Source organism: Campylobacter sp. RM16190 (assembly GCF_012978835.1).
Taxonomy (GTDB): domain Bacteria; phylum Campylobacterota; class Campylobacteria; order Campylobacterales; family Campylobacteraceae; genus Campylobacter_A.
Window position 1 is genome coordinate 96,103 of sequence record NZ_LIWS01000003.1, and the last position, 20,982, is coordinate 117,084.

Genomic DNA, 20,982 nt, shown 5'->3' on the forward strand with positions numbered 1-20,982 from the left:
TTATAAAATTCCCGCCTCTTTTTTTACCTTATCTGCATACATCTGTCTTAAAATAGGAACATATTTGCCTATTTTACCTCCATTTATCAACTTGCCGTCAGCTTTAATGACTGGCAGAAGCAAAAGTGTAGCCGCAGATATAAAAACTTCATCAGAATTATATACATCACTCATTGTAAATGCACGCTGCTCAACCTCAAGGCCGGCTTTATCGGCAAATTCCAAGATATTTTTTCGACGAATCCCTGGCAAAATTTCATTTGAAAGAGGTTTGGTTATCAAAACACCATCTTTGATAATAAATGCACTTGAGCTTGTAGCCTCAGTAACAAAACCGTCCTCTACCATAAATCCCTCGTAAGCGCCTCTTTTTACCGCCTGCTCTTTGACATAGCATTGAGCCAGAAGCGAGATAGACTTGATATCTCTGCGCTTCCATCGTATGTCTTCAACACTTACTATTTCTATACCTGTTTTTGAATCCGGATTTTCGATAATCTTTTGTTTGTAGCAAAATACAAAAATAGTAGGCTTAAGTCCCTTTAGAAACTTAAAATTTCTCTCTGCCACTCCACGGGTTATCTGCATATATACCCCGCCTTCTTGCAAGCTATTTTTGCTTATAACCTCTTTTAATATCTCTTCAAATTCACTCTTTGAGCAAGGCAAATTTAATTCAATGGCCGCTAAACTATTATCAAATCTATGCCAAAAATCCTCTCTATCTACAAGCTTTCCATTAAGAACCGGCACAACCTCGTATATTCCGTCTCCAAATATAAATCCTCTGTCAAAAGCACTTACTTTAGCCTCATCGGCTTTTACAAATTCTCCATTTATATATACAATTCCGTTCATCACATATCCTTTGATTAAAATTGTATAATTTTAACTTAGAGATCATAAAAAAGCCCATAAATATAAATTTGTCAAGCCTTAAGTCGCTTATTAAATTTTTTTTTGATATAATTAAAAGGAAATTTACGAAAAAGTATGAGAAAATGAGAGATAGTGAGCTTAAAAAAATAATTTTAGAAAATATTTTTGTAGTGTCAAAGAAGCCTGTATTATTTCGTGATCTGCTTGAGGCAAACTGCCTTTTTAACGAGGGAATGCTTATTGATCCGGCTAAGTTAAATTTCAAATTTAGATATTTTAAAACATATCTTGTCTATGGAATAATATGTATTTTGATAGTAGGGACACTTTTGACATTGACTCACAATCTATTCACAAGGCTTGATTTTCACCTATCTATAATAAGCTCTATTATATCCACAGCTCTTGTATTTATTGGATTTGACATGTTTAAAATTTGGGCAAGAAAGGCCATCAGTAAAGAACTTATAAAAAAGGCTTGGGCTATACATTTTCCATATTTTCCTTATGAAAAATACTCCACTAGAGTTGAAATGATATATAACGAAGCTACAAAAAACGAGATTCCGAGAAAAGATTTAGAAAAATATGTATTGGAAAGATTGGTAGCGCAGTCTGAGACAGGGATAAAATAACTTATTTCAAATTTAACTGATCAGAGATCTGGTGCTTATATTTGATCTGTTCAACTCTTAGCCTAAGATCTCTATTTTCCTCTAAAAGCACATCTCGCTTACCACTTAAATCAGCTATCTCACGGCTTGTGTAGTAAATTTGATTTGTTATATAAATTTTAGGTAAAAATATAGTGAAAGCTATTAACATAATTATATAGACTATTAAAAGAGTGTTGAAATCTAAATTTTGCTCTACTTTTTGGCTCTCTTCATGAAGGGCTAGTAAATCCTCTTTATCTTGCATTATTGCCTCTTAAAATTTTAAACACTCTCATCTTTGCACAACTACTTCTTGGGTTTTCTTTTGTCTCTTTAGAGGATGCCATTATAGCTTTTTTTGTTATTATTTCGCCTTTTGAGTGATTATTTCCGCAAGTACAGCGCATTGCGACATTGTCACAGATACAACTTTTAGCCCACTTTTTAAATCTTGTTTTTACTATCCTATCTTCTAGTGAGTGAAAGCTTATTATAGCCACCACACAGTCATCAATATCTGAATTTTCTATAGCGTCAAGCAGAGTCTCAAGCTCCGCTAATTCGTTATTTACTTCTATTCTAATTGCCTGAAAAGCCAAGGTAGCAGGACTTATGCTTCTATTTTTTAAAAATTTAGTTCCTATTATATTTGCAAGCTCACTAGCGCTCTTTATCTCGCCATTTCTTCTTGCCAAAACTATCTTTGATGCAATCTGTTTTGCGTTTGCAAGCTCACCGTAATCTCTAAAAATTTGAGCCAATCTATCCTCGTCATAAAAATTTACAACATCAAAGGCTGAAATTTGAGAATCTTTATCCATTCTCATATCTAAAATTTCACTTTTTAGACCAAAACCTCGATCGTCTTTGTCAAGTTGAAGAGATGAGACTCCAATATCTGCTAAAATTCCGCGAACCTCTTTTGTGTCGATTTTATTTAAAATTTCAGAAAATCTACTCTTGTAAATTTTAACTCTACCGGCAAATTCTTTAAGTCTGCAAGAGGAAAATTTAATAGCTTCATCGTCTCTATCGCAGGCTATTAAATTTACATTTTTATTGTGAGTCAAAATAGCACTAGAATGACCCGCGTAACCAAGAGTGCAATCCACTATACTTCCGCATTTAATATCATCAAAAGTAGACAAAACTTCCTCTAGCAAAACGGGAATATGTGGCGATTCCAAAGTTATCCTTGTAAAATATATTTTTTATGTATAATAACAAAAAACAAATTCATCAAAGGTTAAGTCATGGATTTAAAATATTCAGCCGAACAGATAAGTAAAATTTCACTCTCTATGTTTAGGAAGAATTTTTTAGGTATTTTTCATGGCTCAATATCTGCCAGAATAGAGTTTGAGCAGTTTTTGATAAACAAAAAAAATGCTATTTTTGATAATCTTAAAGAGGAAGATTTAGTCCTTTTAAATTCTAAAAAAGATTATAGATGGAATGATGCAAGCTTAGATGCTGACATACACATAAATATTTACAAAAACATTAATGAGGCCAAATATGTCTGTTATGCGATGCCACCTTATTTAACCGCATATACCCTAAATCACACTTTTATAAAACCAAAAGATTATTTTGGATATATGAAGCACCACGAAATTCCAATATATGATCCTAAGCAGTTTGATGACTGGTATGAAAGAGCAGATACTGAAATTTATCGCTATTTGAAAGAAAACAAGACAAATATTATGATTATAAAAGGGTATGGAGTCTATGTTTATAACAGAACAGCATACCAGCTCGCAAAAGATGTTGCAATCCTTGAAAATACGTGCAAATTACTTCATATAGCACATTCATACGAAATATAGATAACTAACAGTGTTAAAATGTTAGTAAATTTATAAATTTTACATATTATAAAGTGCGAATTTAAGGTTACATTCACATAAATTCGGTAAAATAAAATCTAAAATTTTAATTGTTAGCTTAAAGGGAACTTAATGATAACTTGGATGCAAAAGCATAAAAAATACTTAGTGGTCACTATTTGGATAAGCACTATAGCGTTCGTCGGAGCAGGCTTTGTCGGATGGGGAGCTTATAGCATGAACACCGAAAAATCTACTTCGGTAGCCAAAGTCGGACATAGAGCGATAAGCGTCCAGGAATTTCAAAATAAATATGGCGAATTATACTCTTATTACAACCAACTGCTTGATGGAAAACTAACAGAAGAAAAAGCCAAAGAGATGGGGATTGAAAATTTAGCCATAGAATCCTTGGTGCAAGAAAATTTGTTATTAAATTTTGCTGACGATTTAGGGCTTGGCGTAAATGATGATGACATAGTTAAATACATAGTCGCCGATCAAAATTTTCATATTGACGGCAAATTTAGTAAAGATCTTTACAATGACGTTTTAAAAAGAGTTAGAATAAATCCTGCGGATTATGAAAAAAATCTAAAAAGAGTAGTATTACTTGACAAATTAAGACATGCGATCAATTTACCTACAAACAAAGACGATATAGATATGATGACATCTAGTTTCTTAATGCAAGATAGAGTTTCTTTACAAGTTATAAAAGCGGCAGAAAATGAGATACTCATAGATGAAGACGGAGTAAAAAAACTATGGGAAGAAAGCAAGACAAACTACAAAACTAAAACAGAATATAATCTAGAAACAAGTTTTATAACTGCTATCAGTGCCGATGTGAACGTAACAGAATTAAAAGAATTTTACAACGAAAATAAAAATTCATATAAAGATAGCGAAGATAAAATCCAAGAATTTGAGACGGTTAAAAAAGATGTTTTAAAAGATTATAACTTCAAAAGTACAAAAAAAACAGCACTAGAAGAGTATCTTTTAGTCAAAAAAGGCGAGAAAAAACTTAGCGATAAACAAACGGTATTAGAAGATGACTTTAGCTTTCCTATAATAGACGAACTAAAAAACTTAAAAGCCGGTGATATAATAAAGCCTTTTGAATTTTCTAAAGAGAATCAAGATGGATATATGATAGCCAAGGTTATAGAAGTTAAAAAACCTGAGGTTATGAGCTATGAGCAGGCAAAAGAACAAGTATTAGTGATCTATAAAGAGATCAAAGGGAAAGAGCTAATAGAACAAAAGGCTAAAAACCTACTAAAAGAGGGCTTTAAAGGTAAGGACATAGGCTTTATAAGCAGAGATTCTGATTTAAACATAGAAGATCTAAGCAGTACAGAATTTAATGCTTTTGTTAGTAACTTGTTTGATAGCAATAACAAAAAAGGATATATTTTATTAGACAATAAAGCCGTTGTATACGAAATTTTGGAACAGCAGTTGCTTGATAACAAAAAAGAAAATGAGTATAAAGATATAGTAACACAAAATGTTAGTTATCTTAAAAATAGCGAACTCATTAAAGATCTAACAAGTGCGTTACAAAAACGTTATCAAGTAGAATATTATTACAAAAGGTAGTGATCTTGAGCACTAAAATTCTAGGCATCGATGTCGGTTCTATTCAAGTATGTGCCGTAATAGCTCAGCATGACGAAAATGGACTCAAAATAATCGGCATCGGAACAGCAAAAACACAAGGTATAAAAAAAGGCATCATAACAAATATCGAGTTAGCCTCCAAATCTATAAAAAATGCTTTAGTGGATGCCCAAAGAATAGCTGGAACTTATTACGAAAAGGTTGTAGTATCAATATCTGGCGCATACACAAAGAGTGTAGACAGTAACGGAGTTGTAAATATACCAAATCACGAAATAGGAATCAAAGAGATAAATCGCTCAATGTTTGAATCAGACAGAAGAGCCCTGATTCATAATGATTACGAAAAACTTCATATACTTCCATACAACTTTAAAGTAGATGATCAAGAGCATATAGAAGATCCTTTGGGAATGAACGGAAGCAGACTTGAGGTTCAAACCCATATAATAACGGCACAAAAATCTTCACTTAGCAATCTAAGAAAAGCTTTAAATTTAGCCGGAGTCGAGCCTGACAATATAGTTCTTTCAAGTTATGCTTCGGCTATAGCTACCTTAAATCAAGACGAAAAAGATCTAGGAGTAGCTCTTATAGATATGGGAGGTGCTACTTGCGATATGATAGTTCACTCCGGAAATTCTATAAGATATAACGAATTTTTAGGTGTAGGTTCTGCAAATATCACAAACGATCTTTCAGCAGCGCTTCACACTCCGCTTTTAAAAGCCGAAGAGATAAAGATAAACTACGGCTCGCTTATCAATAGAGCCAACGAGCTAGTTGAAATTCCTCCTATAAACGATGACGGAAAAGTTCAAGAAGTATCGCTTGATGTCATATCAAACGTTATTTATGCAAGAGCCGAAGAGACGCTTATGATACTTGCAAAAATGTTAGAAGATAGCGGTTATAAAAACTCTATTGCAGCAGGAGTCGTTCTGACAGGTGGTATGACAAAGCTTGAAGGCATAAGAGATCTGGCGTCTGCCATCTTTGATAACATGCCTATTCGAATAGCAAAACCAAGAGAAACAGAGGGGCTTTACGAGATCATGAGAGATCCTGCTAACTCTTGCGCTATAGGTCTTTGCATGTATGGTGCAGGGTATTTTACGCCTTATGAGATAGATTCTGAAAAAAAGATGAGATACAAGGATGAGTCTATTATAAAAAATAAAAATTTGAAAAATATAGTCCAAGATTCAAAGAATCAAACTACAAACACACAAAATGAGGCCAGTAATAAAATGTTTCAAGGAAGTGTTTTGGATGATGAGTTTGATATAGAAGACTTAAAAATCGAAGATAAACACGAATTAGCTGACATTGCGAATATTAACAAAGAGAAAAAAGATAGTTGGTTTTCGCGAATTTGGCAAAAAATGACACAACTATTTTAACTAGGAGATGATGCATGAGTGGCTTTACTGTAGAGGAGAAGAAAAATACTTACGGCGCTAAGATAAAAGTCGTAGGTGTTGGTGGTGGCGGCGGAAATATGATAAATCATATGATAAGAGAGAGCGGTGGAAATATAGACATTGATCTAATTGTAGCCAATACCGATGTAAAAGCTCTTGATAACTCTTTGGCGTATACCAAGCTTCAATTAGGAGAGCGAAAAACCAAAGGTCTTGGTGCCGGAATGATGCCTGAAGTGGGACGAGAAGCCGCACAAGAGAGCTACGAAGAGATCAAAAGCACACTCGAATATTCAGACATTGTATTTATAGCTTCAGGTCTTGGCGGCGGCACAGGTACTGGAGCGGCTCCTGTGATAGCTCAAGTTGCTAAAGAGGTAGGCGCTCTAACTATAGCTGTCGTAACAACTCCTTTTCCTTTTGAAGGTAAGAAACGTAAAAAATTAGCAGATATAGGTCTTGAAGAGCTTAGAAAAGAGAGTGACTCTATAGTAGTTATTCCAAACGAAAAACTACTAACCCTTATAGACAAAAAAGCAGGCATCAAAGATAGCTTTAAAATAGTAGATGACGTATTAGCGCGCGCCGTAAGCGGTATGAGCACAATAGTGCTTGGATCAGGAAAAAGCGATATTAACCTTGACTTTGCAGACGTTAAAAAGGTAATGGAGCATAGAGGAATGGCTCTAATGGGAGTTGGGGAGGCTGAAGGTGAAGAGTCCGCTCAAGAAGCTATCAAAAATGCTATCCAGTCACCTCTTCTTGATGATGTTTCTATAAATGGCGCTATGGGAGTGTTGGTTCACTTTAGAATTCACCCAGAATGTCCGATGTCTGATATAGATGAGGCTATGACTATTATAAACGAGGCAGCCCACGAGGATGCTGATATAATTTTTGGTACAACATCAGATGATAATATAGAAAATAACAAAGTTCAAGTTACGATAGTTGCAACAGGTTTTAGGAGTAAAGATGAGATAAAAACCACTCCTGAGCAAAATAACCAAGCCTTCTCAGGTAATCCGTTTTTAAATCAAAGACTACATAAACTTAAAGTAAGCGGCGGGTATGATAGTGAAGAGGCTCAAGCCATACTTGAACTGCCTACATACATCAGACACCAAATGGACTAATAAATCCTCAAATTTTAGATCCGCACAAGCCACTCTGCGGATCTAACCTCTTTTATATCAAATTTTAAACCCAAATTTATTTAAGCAAATTTTAAGCCCCAAGAGCTGCCTTTACCTCATCGCTTGCCATCGAGATATTCCACGCAGGCTCCCAGACCAAATTTATATCACATTCATTTACGCCCTCAACGCTTAAAGTCGCGCCCTTAACCCAGCTTAAGATAAGCTCGTGAAGCGGGCAGGAGCGAGTTGAAAGCGTCATCGTAACAACCGCCCTACCATCATTTTCCTCAACATCATATATAAGCCCCAAAGACACTATGTCAAATCCAACTTCGGGATCAACTATACTTGAAAGCGCCTTATAAATTTTATCCTTCATTTTGAACTCCGAATTTAGTATATTTAAAAAAGTTTATTACATTAACCACAACTAGCACTACGCTCAATGCAAGGCAAATTTGACTTAGCAAATTTAAACCTCCAAAATAAGCCGCAACCGAAGCCGTCTGAAGTGCCAAAGATAAATTCGCCACCCATTTTATCATCATATCATCAAGCAAAGGCGCCTTAGCCTTGCCTACAAATTTCGCCACATAATGATACCAGATCAAAAACGGCATAATCTTATAAAGATGTCCGACGATAAAGGCGTATAAAAAGCCAAAAGTAAGCGTAAATACGGCAAATTCTATCTTATCAAGAGCTATACAAACTATGCAAACAAACAGCCAAACAAGAGCGAAAAAGACATTTAAATTCCAGTAGTCATAAGCCTTTCTAACTCTTTTTTTAAGTATCAAAAGCGCTTCAAGCAAAAAGCAAATCACACTCAAAGCTATCAATATAAGAGCGAATTCAAGGCTAAATTTAAGCGCCACACCGCCTGCTAAAAATAGCGCGATAGATAGCTTGCTAAGATAAAATTTAAGATCGTGCACAAGAGCAAACATAGGCAAAAGCACGCTTGCAACACCAACTATGATCAAAAACACAAAGCCAAGTACAAAGTAGATGTGGTAATGCAAAATCAGCTCAAAATCAAGCGCAAATTTACCGGACAGTATCAAGATAAGTATGAAGCCAAGCACGACTCCCACAAGCAAAAATAGAGCCGAAATAAGCAGCGCAACAACAGCCAAACCGCCCTTTTTAGCCCCTAAAAAGCTAAGCGCGTAAGTAACGGTAAAAAATAGTAGCGCGATAAATAAAATCCCGCCTCCAGCATGGATAAGCGCCATTTTCTCAAGATACATCCCAAGGCTTAGCACTAAAACGCCAACCGAATATAAAAACAAATTTAAAAAAGCAAATTTTATAGTCGAAAAAGCTTTTTCAAGAATGACGGAAGTAAGCTGATAGAGCGCGCCGATGATGATGCTCATTACAAAGCCAACAAGATATACGTGGAAAAATCCGGCAGTTTTAAGGCTTATAAGAGCATTTAAATCAACTCCAAAAAACACAAACACGCTTGCAAGCAGGAACAAAATCCCCACGATAAAGTATCCGCCTACCAGACTAAACGGCGGAGCAAATGTATTTAGTAGCATTTAGCCACCGCATTTTACGTTTGTATCTAGAGTTTGTGCACTTGCGCCCTCTTTTAGGCTGATTATTACCTTTACCTCTTCGCCTTCAAGTTTTTCGTGCGAGATGTCGTAGCTATGCTCGATTTTTGGGATGAGAGCGACCGGATAGTGGTGATTTATCATCATTACTTTACTTTTGCTATCCGCTATCAAATTTAAAGCCACAAGAGCATTTACCATAGGCTCAGGCGGCACGCATTTTCTCGAATCAAACCCGATATACTCCACTCCGTCTTCGCTAAATTTATAAAAAGGCAGCGTTGCGCCCTCTACTTTGATCTCGGTTGCGTTTTTGAAAAATTCATTCATTTTTTATCCTTGTTTAAAATTTAGGATAATTATACTCTTAGATTTAGCGTGGATTTATTGATTTAGTTCAAGATATGTTTAATTTATGGAGCAAATATTTAATTTAATAAAGCAAATTTAAGCCAAATTTCTTTGTCAAAGCGGCTTAAATTTGCTAATTTATTAAATTCTTAATGTAAAAAGTGCCTAACCCCCGTAAAGTATAGAGCCATACCGTGCTCGTTTGCAGCCTGCACAACCTCATCATCACGGATACTGCCGCCCGGCTCTATAATGGCTTTTACGCCTACTTCAGAAGCGATATCTATACTATCTCTAAACGGGAAAAACGCCTCGCTAGCAAGCGCACATCCGTTAAGATCGATGCCTAGATCTCTAGCCTTATTTACCGCAGCCCTTGCGGCATCCACACGGCTTGTCATACCCATACCGATAGCAACCATGGCTGAATTTTTCACATAAACCACGCAGTTGCTCTTAGTAAGTGCAGCCACTTTCCAAGCTATCTCAAGGTCTCTTAGCTCCTCTTTGCTCGCCTCGCGCGTTGTTTGTAGCTTCATATTTTCAAGCTCGCTAGGCTTAACCTCGTCGCTTTCTTGAAAGACAAATCCGCCGTCAACATGCTTAAAGTCGTATTTGTCGTTTGCTCTTGTTAGGAATTTATTTCCCTGAGAGAAAATTTTGATACGTTTTTTGGATTCAAAAACCGCCAAAGCCTCTTCATCGACATTTGCAGCAATTATCACTTCGACGAAAATCTCATTTATCTTTTCGGCTAAAGCCTTATCAAGAGTTCCGTTTATCGCCACAACTCCGCCATAAGCCGAGATGGGATCGCATTTTAGCGCTTCGGTGTAGCTTTCAAGCAGGCTTGTTTTTACCGCAAAGCCACAAGCGTTTGCGTGCTTGACGATAGCTACCGCAGGTGCTTCATCAAAGCTACTTGCAAGCATCAAAGCCGCGTTTATATCGGTCATATTATTAAAGCTTGCTTCGCCCTTTAATGCTTTAAAGTTATTGCTAAAGAAATAATCAAACTCATACAAAGCGCCTTTTTGGTGCGGGTTTTCTCCATATCTTGTGTCAAACACCTTGCTAGCGGAGATAAACTTCATCTCGCCAAAGCCGCCGTTAAACCGCTCGTTCATGTAGTTTGCTATCATCGAGTCGTAGGCTGCTGTGTGCTCATAGGCTTTTATCATTAGCGAGCGTCTAAATTCGAGCGCATTTTCTCCGTTTCTTAAATTTTCAAGCACAGCTTCATAGTCAAGCGGACTAGTTACGATATAGACATCTTTAAAATTTTTAGCCGCACTTCGCACCATCGCAGGTCCACCTATATCGATATTTTCTATGATCTCTTCAAAGTCATCGGTTCTAATGGTAGTCTCTTTAAATGGATACAAATTTACGCAAACAAGATCAATCCCTCCGATAGAGTTTTTCTCGGCTTGCGCTACGTGGTTTTTATCATCTCTTTTATGCAAAATTCCGCCGTGAATTTTAGGATGAAGGGTCTTTACCCTACCCTCAAACATCTCTGGGCTCTTTGTGTACTCGCTCACTTCAAGCGAATTTATACCGCTTTGCACAAGCAGCTTATGCGTCCCGCCCGTTGAAAGTATCTCAAAGCCAAGCGAAGCAAGCCCCTTGGCAAACTCCACAACCCCTTCTTTATCGCTCACACTGATTAACGCTCTCATTTCCTCTCCTCTTTTTGATATATCTTAAAATTTCAAGTTCGTTTAGCTCTTCATATCGCCTTGGCACAAAGCTCTCATCGCGCTCAAATCCAAATTTCTCATACATTTTGATAGCTATTTCAAGCTCTTTGTTTGTATATAGATAAATTTCATCAAAATTTTCATCACAAAATTTAATCGCCTCTTTTAAAAGCTCTCTTCCAATGCCTTGGTTTTGAAATTTTTCATCAACTATAAGCCACCTAAGCAGAGCTGCGTTTTCACTCTCATCAACGGCTATACAACCGACCAAAGCGCCATCTTTTACGCAAGTAAATAGCTCTCGTTTTCCGCTTTTAAGACTAGCTACAAATTCGGCTATATCTTTAGCTATCTTCGTTTCAAAAGCCTTGCCAAGATCAAATCTTTTTGCGTAATATTTCGCATTAAGCGAGATTATATCGCCCACACAGCCGCTTGTGTAGCCTTTAGTTATTTGCACTGCTAGCCTTTATCTCCTCGTAAGCTTCATTAATCTCTTGAAGCTTTCTGGTTGAGCGCTCGATGATCTCCTCGCTCTCGCCCCTGCCCATCAAGATATCCGGATGATACTTTTTCACAAGCTCGCGGTAGCGCTTTTTAACATCGCTAAACGCTGCATTTTCACGAAGCCCTAGCACTCTATACGGACTCTTTTTATAATATGAGTCATCTTTTCTTTGCTCATATCTTTTTTGATCATAAAATCTATCAAATTTATCAAATATCTCTTCCAATACTCTATCCGATATATTAAAGGCATCGGCTATTTGAGAAATTACAATTCTTTCCGCATTTAAAATTCTGCCGTCTATATAAGCTAAATTTATAAGAAACGAAACCTTAGCAATAGCGTCATTTTTACTTAGCTTAAATTTTTCATAATACTCTCTAGCAACGTCATAAACATTATTTAAATCCTCTTTTTGAGTGTTATAAATTTGCTTTAATTCATCTCTTTTTCTTGTATCACCACCTAACATAGAGGTTATATCGTCAAGTATCTCGCTTACTAGCTGAGCTTCCAGCTCACTTACCCTTCCATCGCTTTTAGCAACTTTTGCAAGCAAGCTTACTATATATTTAGCCTCTTCAAATAGGATTTTTTTTCTTGAGTTTTTAACGTTTTGCCTCATATTTTGAGGATTCTTACCAAAATCAAAGGCAAGCAGATATATGGCAAGAACAATAAGTATAACAATAAAAAAATTACCCACTATTGCGCCTATTTTACCAAAGGTGATAGATAGTATTTTTTAGTTTGCCGTTAACAAGCTCGTTCTTGCGCCATGAGCTCTCATCGTTCATGACGTTCCAGCGGCGCTCATCAGGACGATAAAACCAGTCTTTATCTATCTGATAATATATCTGCTTGCCGTTTGCTTCGATGATATTTGCGATGTTGTTATCATGATAGCTGTTTTCATCAAAGTCCGTAAACGCCCTTTGTCCCATTTCCGAATAAAGCAAAGTAAGCTCTTGAAGCATCTCATTTAGCTCATCATCCATCTTTTTTACATGAAGCCCGATCTCTTCGGCCTCACGAAATAGTATAGGATACTCATGAGCCGGATAATCGCTGTTTAACCTTTCTGAAATTTTTAGAATTTTCTCCTCATCATCGATGTGATAACGTAAAATTTCACGACAAATTTTAAGAGAAAGAGAGCTGGCGCGATCAACCGCACCAAAAACTAGTGGATGGATGTATTCATACAGCGATTTATACGGGTTTTCATCCTTATCTTTTTCATTTGTTTTCCATAGCTTTATCACGCGGCTTAGCTCGTCCATAGATACGCTTACAAGCTCGTTGTTTTTATTTGCAGGGCTTAGCTCATGCTTAAGCGAGGTATCAACGGGAGTTAGATACGCAAGCGGACCCATGACGATCTCGTTTGCGCCAAGCGCCATCATAGTCGCGGCAGAAGCGCAGTTTGCAGGTACAAGAGCTGTTATGTTTTTGCAATAATTTCTAAGAGTGCTGATGATGCGAAGCGAGGCGATACCGCTACCGCCGTCACTTTTGATAAACAAAAAGGCGTTTTCTATCTTTTTGCCTTTTAAAATTTCATACATCGCGCTTGCGTCGTTACCGCACACACTGCCCGCATTTGAGTTGTAGTAGGTTATCAGCGAACCGCCAAGCTTAGCCTCTATCGCTTTTATAAGTTGCTGTGTTTCGTTAAATAAAATCGGAGGCTTAGCCACATTTCGCTGACCCATTTTCTGCTCTCTTTCCTGATCTTTTTCCTCAGTCTTCTTGTTTAATAACCCTAGCAAACTCATTAAAGTAAACCTCGCTCATCTCTTTTAAATTTTCGCTAACGCCGTCGATCTCAAATTTATCTCCGCCGGTTACGCCTATCTTACTTATCTTAAGTCCGAATTTGCCTGCTAGTTCGCTAAATTTGGCTTCGTCTTTTACGCCCACAACTGCGCGCGAAAAGCTCTCGTCAAATATCCATCTACTATCGCTAAATTTGCACTCGCATTTTGCGCCTACGCCACTCATGCAAGCCATTTTAGCTAGCGTCATAGCTACTCCGCCCGTGCCGACTGAGTTTGCAAATTCCAAAATCCCTTCTTTATTTGCCTCTATCACAAGCCCCCAAAGCGCTCTTTCTTTTTTATAGTCGATCTCTTTTAGCTCGCCGCTAACCGAGTTGTATAAATTTTTCATATAAAGACTTGCGGCAAATTCGCCTGTCGTTTCACCTATTAGATATATCGGTGTGCCCTCTTTTACAAAGACGCTCGGTAAATTTTTATGAGCGCTTTCATTTACGCCTACGCTTACGATAGCAGGTGTCGGATACACACTTACGCCGTCCGTGTCGTTATAAAGGCTCACATTTCCGCTTACAACTGGAGTCATTAGCTCTCGGCACGCCTCTTTGATACCCTCGCAACCTTGTGCAAACTGCCACATAAATTCGGGATTTTCAGGATTTCCGTAGTTTAAGCAGTCGGTTATAGCAAGAGGCATAGCACCGCTCATAGCTACCTTTCTACCGCTTAGAGCAACCGCCATAGCAGCGCCTATTTTTGGATTTACATAATTGTGGCGAGGGCTGCACTCCATACCCATAGCTATGGCTCTGCCGCTCTCTCTTACGCGGATAACGCTAGCGCCTAAATTTCCAGGCTGCTTGATCGTATTTGTCTGGATATTTGCATCGTATTGATCGTAGATCAAAGACTTATTTAAGATATGCGGATCGCGCAAAAGCTTGTTAAAGGCAGTTTCGTTATCAACTTTTTCAAATTTATCCAAATTTATATCTTTTATCTCGTCAAGATAAGCCGGCTTTTTCGTAGGACGATCAAGCACCGGAGCAGCCTGCGCAACAGGATCTATCGGAATTTCGCCTGCAAGTTCGCCATGCCAGTAAAGCTGCATCTTGCCGGTATCGGTTACCTCACCTATGATCTCAGCGTCCAAGTCCCATTTCTTAAATATCTCTACAACCTTTTGCTCGTAGCCTTTTTTGGCACATATCAACATTCTTTCTTGGCTTTCACTAAGCATAAGCTCATAAGGCGTCATGCCGCTTTCTCTCATCGGAACGCGGTCAAGATACATCTTCATACCGCTTCCGCTTCGTCCGGCCATCTCAAAGCTACTTGAAGTAAGGCCTGCTGCGCCCATATCCTGAATGCCTATGATGTAATCTTTCTTAAATAGTTCCAGACACGCTTCAAGAAGCAGTTTTTCTGCAAACGGATCGCCAACTTGAACAGTCGGACGCAAGGATTTATTCTCATCGTTAAAGCTATCGCTTGCCATAACGGCTCCGCCAAGTCCGTCGCGACCGGTCTTACTGCCTACGTATATTACGGGATTTCCTATACCTTCAGCCTTGCCGTAGAAAATTTCATCACTCTTGCAAAGCCCCAAAGCAAAGGCATTTACAAGGATGTTTCCGTTAAAGCTCTCATCAAAGCTCACTTCACCGCCAACAGTCGGGATACCCATGCAGTTGCCGTAGTGAGAAATTCCTGCCACTACGCCCTTTACAAGATATCTTTGGTGGCGCGCTACGCTTGAGCTACCGCTAATTTGTCCAAATCTAAGCGAGTTCATGTTCGCCACGACTCTTGCGCCCATAGTAAATACATCGCGCAAAATTCCGCCCACGCCAGTGGCTGCACCCTGATAAGGCTCGATAAAGCTTGGGTGATTATGACTCTCCATCTTAAATACGGCTGCAATCCCATCGCCCACATCTATAACGCCTGCGTTTTCGCCGGGACCTTGCAAGACCCAAGGAGCTTTGGTCGGAAAACCGCTTAGGTATTTTTTGCTTGATTTGTAGCTGCAATGCTCGCTCCACATAGCAGAAAATATCCCCAGCTCAAGCAAATTCGGCTCACGCCCTAAAATTTTTAGTATATTTTCATACTCGCCGTCGCTAATTTTATGCGCTTTTATCGTAGCCTTATCCATTTTATCCCTTCAGAAAAAATTTTAATTATTTTACTGAAACAAGCATAAAAACTTCATAAACCAAGAGGCTCATAAAGAATGTCAAGCCTAAAATTTACACATCATCAAATTTAAAATTTGAGCTGAAAAATAGCTCTTTATTTTTTGCCACGACAACTATGGCTATAAGCAAAAGTATAGCCGTTTGTATCACTTTGCTATCAGGATGAGTTGCAAAAAGATGAAAGAGGATGGCTATGGTTATGTTTCTGTTTGTCTTAAAATAAAGCCGGTTCATTAAGATCACGAAAACAAACAGGCTTACGATAAAATTTAAGCTATATAAAAGCCCGCCAAAAGCCACTTCGCTGTGATAATAGCCTTTGATAAAAGACAAGGGCAAGTGCCAAAGCGCCCAGTAAAAAGCAAATATCATAGATGAAGCAAAAGGCTAAATTTCGCCCTTAGTGCGTCGGTACCGTAAGTGTGTCAGGCAAGCCCTTCGGCAATCGCAGCAAAAATCAGTATAAACCATGAGTTAAACAAAGCGGACTCAAAGCTGGTTTTACTTGAGATATAAAACTGCTCCAAACCATGCCCAAAGATAAGCGATATAAATTGCGCCATAACAAGCGCTATAAAAGTAAGAAACAAAGCTAAGAATAGATAAAATTTGTTTACGTTTTTAAGGCTAAATCTATGTCTTATGTCTTTAAATTTGACCCCTTTGCTAGTCAATAGATAAAAAGCAACAAGGCAAGGAGATATAAGTTCTACGATGCTTAAAACACCTTGTAAAAAAGTAAAATTTAAAGCCTCAGGCAACCTGCTTAAATAAGCCGCACTAAAGAAAAATATCCAAGGAATGATAAGCAGCAAAGAAAAATAGAGCTTTGTCGTATCTTACATCAGGCTTTGAAGTTCGCGTGTTTTTCATAAATTTATCTTAAATCACTTCATAAATATAACTCAAAAAGCAGTTTTTGCTCTAGTTTTGGTGCAAGTTTTTTTAAATTTATTTTCCAAGGCAAAAACTACTAAACATCTCATCAAGTATCTCGGCTCTCTCAAACGGCTTTGTGATGGACGAGATAGATGCGATCGCCGAGTTTATCTCATAAGCAAACAGTTCAAGCTCGCTTTCACTGAGCAAATTTAAAGCTCTTTTTATCGCCTCGCTTGTGTTTTTGCAGCATTGAATTTGACGTTTTGAATTAAGCAAAATTTCATTTACCTCTTGGCTGTCAAGATATATTTCAAGCCTTTTAACTATCTCTTCAGCACTATTTTTTGCCGAAATTTTAAGAGGATCGCTAAGCTTTGAAGTTTGAAATTTAAGCTCTAAATCACATTTGTTAAGTATGTAAAATATCTTTTTTTGAGACTCTCTAAGCAAATTTAGTATCTCAAAATCCTGCTCATCAGCTTCATTTGATGCATCAAACACGGCTAAAACTATATCGGCTTCTTCAATAGCCTTTAAAGAGTGCGTTATACCGATCTGCTCGATCTTGCCTGCATTTTTTCTAATGCCTGCAGTGTCTATAATGCGAACCAAGTGAGTGCCTATGCTTAGGCTTTCTTCTATGCGGTCGCGAGTAGTGCCGGCCTCATCACTTATGATCGCTCGCTCGTAGTTTAAAAGAGAGTTTAAAATCGAGCTTTTGCCGACATTTGGTTTGCCAACTATCGCTACTTTAAAGCCTTCGATAAGCCCTTTGCGACTTTTGCTTATAGATACGATTTTATCAAGCTTTTGATGATTTAGCATAAGCATGCTTTTGATATCGCTCATCAAATTTTCAGGCAAATCATCATCTGCATAATCAATGCTAGTCTCGACAAAAGCAAGCGTCTTAACAAGCTCGCTTCTAATCTCATCTACAAATTTACCGAGATCGCCTTTCATAGCTCTAGCTATGATTTTAGCGGCACTTTCGCTTCTTGCATTGATTAAATTTTGTATGCTTTCGGCTTTACTTAAGTCCATCTTGCCGTTTAAAAACGCACGCTTGCTAAATTCACCCGGCTGCGCAAGTCTAACTCCTAAATTTATGAGCCTAGAAAGGATCAAATTTGCCACCATAAATCCGCCGTGAGTCTGAAACTCAACCACATCTTCTCCGGTAAAGCTAGCAGGCGCTTTAAAGTATAAAATTATGCCTTCGTCTATAAATTCATCGTCTGAGTAAATTTTAGCTAAAGTTGCAAATCTTGGTTTTAACGTTTGAAGTTTGGTAAGTTTAAGAGCTAGACTAAGGGCATTTTCGCCGCTTAGCCTAACTATGCATATAGAGCCAACTCCGTGAGCTGTGGCGATGGCTGCGATTGTATCATTCATGCTTTTTTACAAAATCATTAACTACTACGAATTGCTTATCTCCATCGCTTTTTATACCTACATATTTATCTGGAAATTGCTCGCGTAGTTTTTCCAGTGCGATTTTGACTAAAATTCCATCAAGTGGCTTAGTTTTGGCTTTTTTAGATGAGTTAACCCTCTCTATTATGCCTTTTAAATACTCATCCATGGACGCCTCTTGATTTTTTAAGAACTCAGCTATCTCAAGACGAACTGAAATATTATATTTAGACCCTATCCAGTTATAGATAAGGTATGAAATCGCCTTATATCTATATCCTTCCTTGCCTATAAGAAGTGCTGCATCCTCACCGTCAAGCTCTATCAGTATAGTCTCGTCATTAAATTTACTAACCTCTATCCTATCTATTTTAAAGCAACTAGCGTTTAAAAGATTTGTCAAATTTTCTCTTATCTCAGGTAAAACTTTCTCTATATCGGCTTTTGGCTTTTGCTCTTTTGCCTTATTTTCGCTAGTTTTATCTTCTTTATCATCAAATTTATCATCGAAGTCACTTTTATTAAAGGTATCAATGATCGAATTATCAAGAATATTTTTACAACTCTCTTTATTCGCTTTTGGCTTTTGCTCGACTTCTTGACTAGGCTCTACATATAAATGAGTTTGCTCAGATTCATCAAATTTAAAAGCATTATCGGAAATATTAGCAGATGTGGTTTTTGAAGCCTCTTCTTTTTTATCCGCTTTTGCGGAATTTCCGTTTAAGGTCTGTTTTTCATCCCTGTTTTCATGATTTCTTTTTTTGTTTCTATTGCGTTTTTTATCGTTTGATCTTTCAGATTTTTGAGAATTTTTGCTATCTTTTTTATTTTCAACATGCTCACTGCAATTTTCAGAGCTATGTTCTTTATTCTCGACTCTATCTTTTTTATGTTTTTTTTCGAATTTGGAGCTGTTTTTTGAACCCTCTTTGTCTTTTTTCTCTTTATTTTCTCTATAAGCCTCTATTATTGCCGTTTTTTTAAAAAAGCCCAAAAATCCAGAGCTTGGATTTTGAATAATCTTAATATCAAGCTCAGTAACAGAGCAATTAAGCTCAGCGGCAGCCTTCTGAAAGGCCTCTTGTAGATTATTAGCCTCTATACGCATTATGCTTTTACCTCCACTTTTTTGTGTTTTTCAAAGAGCTTGTTTACAAAAATTTGTTGAATAACCGAACAAACGTTATTTATGAACCAATAAAGAGTAAGTCCCGCAGGGAATGTCACAAAGAAGAATGTAAAAATCAAAGGCAGGAATTTCATAATCTTCTCTTGCATAGGATCTGTAAATGTCGTAGGCGTAAGCTTTTGCTGTAAAAACATCGTAAGACCCATAAGTATAGGTAGAACAAAATATGGATCCATAACAGCTAAATCTTGTATCCAAAGTATCCATGGAGCAGCTTTTAGCTCTATAGCGTTTAATAAAACCCTATAAATTGCGAAAAATATCGGAATCTGCATAATTATAGGCAAGCAACCTCCCATAGGATTCGCACCGTGTTTTTTATAAAGCTCCATCATATGAGCGTTTAGCTTTTGCGGATCTCCTTTATACTTAGTCTGAAGCTCCTTAATTTTTGGAGAAAGCTCTTTAAGCTTATTCATAGATAGCATTCCCTTGTATGTAAGAGGGAATAGCACAAGTCTTATAATCAATGTAAGCACTACTATCGCCCAACCCCAGTTGCCTATATATCCATAAAGTAAATTTAAAAACCCAAACATAGGCTTAGCTATAAATGTAAACCATCCATACTCTATGACATCTGTTAATCTGGCGTCTATAGACTCCAATGTCTTATGATCTTTAGCACCTATATATCCACTAGTCTTAAAATCTCCTGTATTTTTAATAAAAACTATAGCATTATCGGCGGTATCTTTAGACATCACTACATTTAAAGGCTTATCGAAAGAATAAAATAAAGTAGTATAGTATCTATCGCTATCGGCCGCTATATTCACATCATCAAATTTTTCAGTACCCTCCAAGTCACCATCTTCTAGTATAGTTAACTTCTCATCCGCATGACGTATAAGTGCTCCATGAACAGTATAATTATCCACAACCACACTTGGTCTAAATCCAGGAGTTATAAAGTATTCTCCGTTGCTAACCAAAACCTCCAAATCATAGTTACCGCTAGGATAGAAAGTAATGTTCTTAACTACTTTGGATCCATTTAAATTTTGAGCTAAAACCAAAGTTTGCTTTGAGTTCGTAACGTCTATCTGACTAAGATTGCTTACATAGTCTGTTTTAAACGCCTGCTCATTTAAATTTGTATCGCTAAATCTAATTTCAAGCGGAAGAAGGGTTTTAGAAGTTAGCTCTATCCTGCTTCCATCTTCATTTTTATATTTATCTTCATTTAAATAAAATTTTGAAATTCTGCCTAAATTATCAATTTGCGCTTCAAAATAAGCGCCTTTGATAGTAGCTATTGTTTTGGTTTGACTTTCGCTAATATCAGGCACAGAAGCAGTAGAATTTGAAGTTGTAGCAGGTGCTTGTTTGGCTTGTGTTTCTTGAACACTCACTGTTCTATTTTGATCTATTGGCAAATTTTTAGGGATAAAAAAATAATCATATACTATAAAAAAAATAAAAGAGATGACCGTAGCCAAAATAACTCTCTTTTGAACAGATAGTTTATCTAACACTATTTTTCCTTTAACGAATCTAAGACTTTTATAACATAAAATTTATTCTCTTTATATGGGATAAACCAAAAATTTATATTAGGTCTAACGTTTTGGTAAAAAATTAAAAAAGAGCTAAATTTTTTATAAATAACAGGGTAATCTATACCACCTTTAAATAGCTGATTGCAACGAAGAATTCTAATAATAGTAGCTAAAAAAGCTAAAAAAAATTTATTGTTTTGAAACTGCCAGATGGCATATTCGGAGCATGTGGGATAGTATCGACATGACTTTGGGGTAAATTTAGAAATATAACGCTGATAAAATTTGATTAAAGATATCATTGCCTCTCTCATCGTTA

General features: G+C 37.1%; 22 protein-coding genes. 5 read left to right on the forward strand and 17 right to left on the reverse strand.

The window, feature by feature from the left end:
- Positions 1-858 carry a D-amino-acid transaminase gene (locus CDOM16190_RS04305; RefSeq protein WP_170019034.1) on the reverse strand — a complete coding sequence of 286 codons (858 nt, stop codon included), beginning with the start codon at positions 856-858 and terminating at the stop codon, positions 1-3.
- A gap of 143 nt (positions 859-1,001) precedes the next feature.
- Here CDOM16190_RS04305 and CDOM16190_RS04310 point away from each other — a divergent pair, with 143 nt between their 5' ends.
- Positions 1,002-1,514, forward strand: a complete 513-nt coding sequence (locus CDOM16190_RS04310; RefSeq protein WP_169973861.1) for a hypothetical protein — start codon at positions 1,002-1,004, stop codon at positions 1,512-1,514.
- 1 nt (position 1,515) lies between these two features.
- Here CDOM16190_RS04310 and CDOM16190_RS04315 read toward each other — a convergent pair whose 3' ends face one another.
- Both CDOM16190_RS04315 and rsmH read right to left on the reverse strand, forming a co-directional pair.
- Positions 1,516-1,800, reverse strand: a complete 285-nt coding sequence (locus tag CDOM16190_RS04315) for a hypothetical protein (RefSeq protein WP_169973859.1) — start codon at positions 1,798-1,800, stop codon at positions 1,516-1,518.
- Complete coding sequence (gene rsmH, locus CDOM16190_RS04320; RefSeq protein WP_170019035.1) at positions 1,790-2,722, reverse strand: 16S rRNA (cytosine(1402)-N(4))-methyltransferase RsmH; 933 nt, start codon at positions 2,720-2,722, stop codon at positions 1,790-1,792. Before rsmH ends, CDOM16190_RS04315 begins: the two co-directional genes overlap by 11 nt.
- Positions 2,723-2,788: 66 nt before the next feature.
- On the opposite strand from rsmH, the gene CDOM16190_RS04325 reads away from it, so the two are divergent.
- From CDOM16190_RS04325 to ftsZ, 4 genes are all read left to right on the forward strand, one after another.
- Positions 2,789-3,367 carry a class II aldolase and adducin N-terminal domain-containing protein gene (locus CDOM16190_RS04325; protein WP_170019036.1) on the forward strand — a complete coding sequence of 193 codons (579 nt, stop codon included), beginning with the start codon at positions 2,789-2,791 and terminating at the stop codon, positions 3,365-3,367.
- Between the two features lie 132 nt (positions 3,368-3,499).
- Positions 3,500-4,975 (forward strand): peptidylprolyl isomerase, encoded by a 1,476-nt coding sequence (locus CDOM16190_RS04330; RefSeq protein WP_170019037.1) that lies wholly within the window; start codon positions 3,500-3,502, stop codon positions 4,973-4,975.
- Between the two features lie 5 nt (positions 4,976-4,980).
- Positions 4,981-6,399, forward strand: a complete 1,419-nt coding sequence (gene ftsA / locus CDOM16190_RS04335; protein ID WP_169973851.1) for a cell division protein FtsA — start codon at positions 4,981-4,983, stop codon at positions 6,397-6,399.
- A 14-nt stretch (positions 6,400-6,413) separates the two neighbouring features.
- Positions 6,414-7,556 carry a cell division protein FtsZ gene (gene ftsZ / locus CDOM16190_RS04340; RefSeq protein ID WP_169973849.1) on the forward strand — a complete coding sequence of 381 codons (1,143 nt, stop codon included), beginning with the start codon at positions 6,414-6,416 and terminating at the stop codon, positions 7,554-7,556.
- Positions 7,557-7,647: 91 nt separating this feature from the next.
- Here ftsZ and CDOM16190_RS04345 read toward each other — a convergent pair whose 3' ends face one another.
- The 14 genes from CDOM16190_RS04345 to yidD all read right to left on the reverse strand — a co-directional run bounded on the left by CDOM16190_RS04345 (position 7,648) and on the right by yidD (position 20,977).
- The gene (locus CDOM16190_RS04345) at positions 7,648-7,938 is read right to left on the reverse strand and encodes a metal-sulfur cluster assembly factor (protein ID WP_169973847.1); all 291 of its coding nucleotides are present in this window, start codon (positions 7,936-7,938) and stop codon (positions 7,648-7,650) included.
- Positions 7,928-9,109 (reverse strand): peptidase M50, encoded by a 1,182-nt coding sequence (locus CDOM16190_RS04350; protein ID WP_170019038.1) that lies wholly within the window; start codon positions 9,107-9,109, stop codon positions 7,928-7,930. Before CDOM16190_RS04350 ends, CDOM16190_RS04345 begins: the two co-directional genes overlap by 11 nt.
- Positions 9,110-9,457: a hypothetical protein gene (locus CDOM16190_RS04355; RefSeq protein WP_170019039.1), complete on the reverse strand. Its 348-nt coding sequence runs from the start codon at positions 9,455-9,457 to the stop codon at positions 9,110-9,112.
- A 170-nt stretch (positions 9,458-9,627) separates the two neighbouring features.
- Positions 9,628-11,160 (reverse strand): bifunctional phosphoribosylaminoimidazolecarboxamide formyltransferase/IMP cyclohydrolase, encoded by a 1,533-nt coding sequence (purH, locus tag CDOM16190_RS04360; RefSeq protein ID WP_170019040.1) that lies wholly within the window; start codon positions 11,158-11,160, stop codon positions 9,628-9,630.
- Positions 11,132-11,641: a GNAT family N-acetyltransferase gene (locus tag CDOM16190_RS04365; RefSeq protein WP_169973839.1), complete on the reverse strand. Its 510-nt coding sequence runs from the start codon at positions 11,639-11,641 to the stop codon at positions 11,132-11,134. The genes purH and CDOM16190_RS04365 overlap by 29 nt, the downstream gene beginning before the upstream one ends.
- Positions 11,628-12,395, reverse strand: coding sequence for a TerB family tellurite resistance protein (locus CDOM16190_RS04370; protein ID WP_349644376.1), 768 nt, complete (start codon positions 12,393-12,395; stop codon positions 11,628-11,630). The genes CDOM16190_RS04365 and CDOM16190_RS04370 overlap by 14 nt, the downstream gene beginning before the upstream one ends.
- A gap of 13 nt (positions 12,396-12,408) precedes the next feature.
- Complete coding sequence (locus CDOM16190_RS04375) at positions 12,409-13,467, reverse strand: SDH family Clp fold serine proteinase (protein ID WP_170019041.1); 1,059 nt, start codon at positions 13,465-13,467, stop codon at positions 12,409-12,411.
- Positions 13,433-15,628: a phosphoribosylformylglycinamidine synthase subunit PurL gene (purL, locus tag CDOM16190_RS04380; RefSeq protein WP_170019042.1), complete on the reverse strand. Its 2,196-nt coding sequence runs from the start codon at positions 15,626-15,628 to the stop codon at positions 13,433-13,435. The genes CDOM16190_RS04375 and purL overlap by 35 nt, the downstream gene beginning before the upstream one ends.
- A gap of 94 nt (positions 15,629-15,722) precedes the next feature.
- Entirely contained in the window at positions 15,723-16,043 is a 321-nt protein-coding gene (locus tag CDOM16190_RS10570) for a hypothetical protein (protein WP_211437402.1), read from the reverse strand.
- Positions 16,044-16,096: 53 nt separating this feature from the next.
- Positions 16,097-16,486: a hypothetical protein gene (locus CDOM16190_RS10575; RefSeq protein ID WP_211437403.1), complete on the reverse strand. Its 390-nt coding sequence runs from the start codon at positions 16,484-16,486 to the stop codon at positions 16,097-16,099.
- A gap of 136 nt (positions 16,487-16,622) precedes the next feature.
- Positions 16,623-17,948 (reverse strand): tRNA uridine-5-carboxymethylaminomethyl(34) synthesis GTPase MnmE, encoded by a 1,326-nt coding sequence (mnmE, locus tag CDOM16190_RS04390; protein ID WP_170019043.1) that lies wholly within the window; start codon positions 17,946-17,948, stop codon positions 16,623-16,625.
- Positions 17,941-19,080, reverse strand: coding sequence for a Jag N-terminal domain-containing protein (locus CDOM16190_RS04395; RefSeq protein ID WP_170019044.1), 1,140 nt, complete (start codon positions 19,078-19,080; stop codon positions 17,941-17,943). The genes mnmE and CDOM16190_RS04395 overlap by 8 nt, the downstream gene beginning before the upstream one ends.
- A complete protein-coding gene (yidC, locus tag CDOM16190_RS04400) occupies positions 19,080-20,639 on the reverse strand; it encodes a membrane protein insertase YidC (protein ID WP_170019045.1) in 1,560 nt (519 codons plus the stop codon). The genes CDOM16190_RS04395 and yidC overlap by 1 nt, the downstream gene beginning before the upstream one ends.
- Positions 20,639-20,977 (reverse strand): membrane protein insertion efficiency factor YidD, encoded by a 339-nt coding sequence (yidD, locus tag CDOM16190_RS04405; RefSeq protein ID WP_170019170.1) that lies wholly within the window; start codon positions 20,975-20,977, stop codon positions 20,639-20,641. The genes yidC and yidD overlap by 1 nt, the downstream gene beginning before the upstream one ends.
- Positions 20,978-20,982: the final 5 nt, after the last annotated feature.

Bases quoted from the DNA above. Each gene is read 5' to 3' on its own strand.
- CDOM16190_RS04305 (WP_170019034.1), bottom strand. From the start codon at position 858: ATGAACGGAATTGTATATATAAATGGAGAATTTGTAAAAGCCGATGAG.
- CDOM16190_RS04310 (WP_169973861.1), top strand. From the start codon at position 1,002: ATGAGAGATAGTGAGCTTAAAAAAATAATTTTAGAAAATATTTTTGTA.
- CDOM16190_RS04315 (WP_169973859.1), bottom strand. From the start codon at position 1,800: ATGCAAGATAAAGAGGATTTACTAGCCCTTCATGAAGAGAGCCAAAAA.
- CDOM16190_RS04325 (WP_170019036.1), top strand. From the start codon at position 2,789: ATGGATTTAAAATATTCAGCCGAACAGATAAGTAAAATTTCACTCTCT.
- CDOM16190_RS04330 (WP_170019037.1), top strand. From the start codon at position 3,500: ATGATAACTTGGATGCAAAAGCATAAAAAATACTTAGTGGTCACTATT.
- ftsZ (WP_169973849.1), top strand. From the start codon at position 6,414: ATGAGTGGCTTTACTGTAGAGGAGAAGAAAAATACTTACGGCGCTAAG.
- CDOM16190_RS04345 (WP_169973847.1), bottom strand. From the start codon at position 7,938: ATGAAGGATAAAATTTATAAGGCGCTTTCAAGTATAGTTGATCCCGAA.
- CDOM16190_RS04350 (WP_170019038.1), bottom strand. From the start codon at position 9,109: ATGCTACTAAATACATTTGCTCCGCCGTTTAGTCTGGTAGGCGGATAC.
- CDOM16190_RS04355 (WP_170019039.1), bottom strand. From the start codon at position 9,457: ATGAATGAATTTTTCAAAAACGCAACCGAGATCAAAGTAGAGGGCGCA.
- purH (WP_170019040.1), bottom strand. From the start codon at position 11,160: ATGAGAGCGTTAATCAGTGTGAGCGATAAAGAAGGGGTTGTGGAGTTT.
- CDOM16190_RS04375 (WP_170019041.1), bottom strand. From the start codon at position 13,467: ATGAGTTTGCTAGGGTTATTAAACAAGAAGACTGAGGAAAAAGATCAG.
- purL (WP_170019042.1), bottom strand. From the start codon at position 15,628: ATGGATAAGGCTACGATAAAAGCGCATAAAATTAGCGACGGCGAGTAT.
- CDOM16190_RS10570 (WP_211437402.1), bottom strand. From the start codon at position 16,043: ATGATATTTGCTTTTTACTGGGCGCTTTGGCACTTGCCCTTGTCTTTT.
- mnmE (WP_170019043.1), bottom strand. From the start codon at position 17,948: ATGAATGATACAATCGCAGCCATCGCCACAGCTCACGGAGTTGGCTCT.
- CDOM16190_RS04395 (WP_170019044.1), bottom strand. From the start codon at position 19,080: ATGCGTATAGAGGCTAATAATCTACAAGAGGCCTTTCAGAAGGCTGCC.
- yidD (WP_170019170.1), bottom strand. From the start codon at position 20,977: ATGAGAGAGGCAATGATATCTTTAATCAAATTTTATCAGCGTTATATT.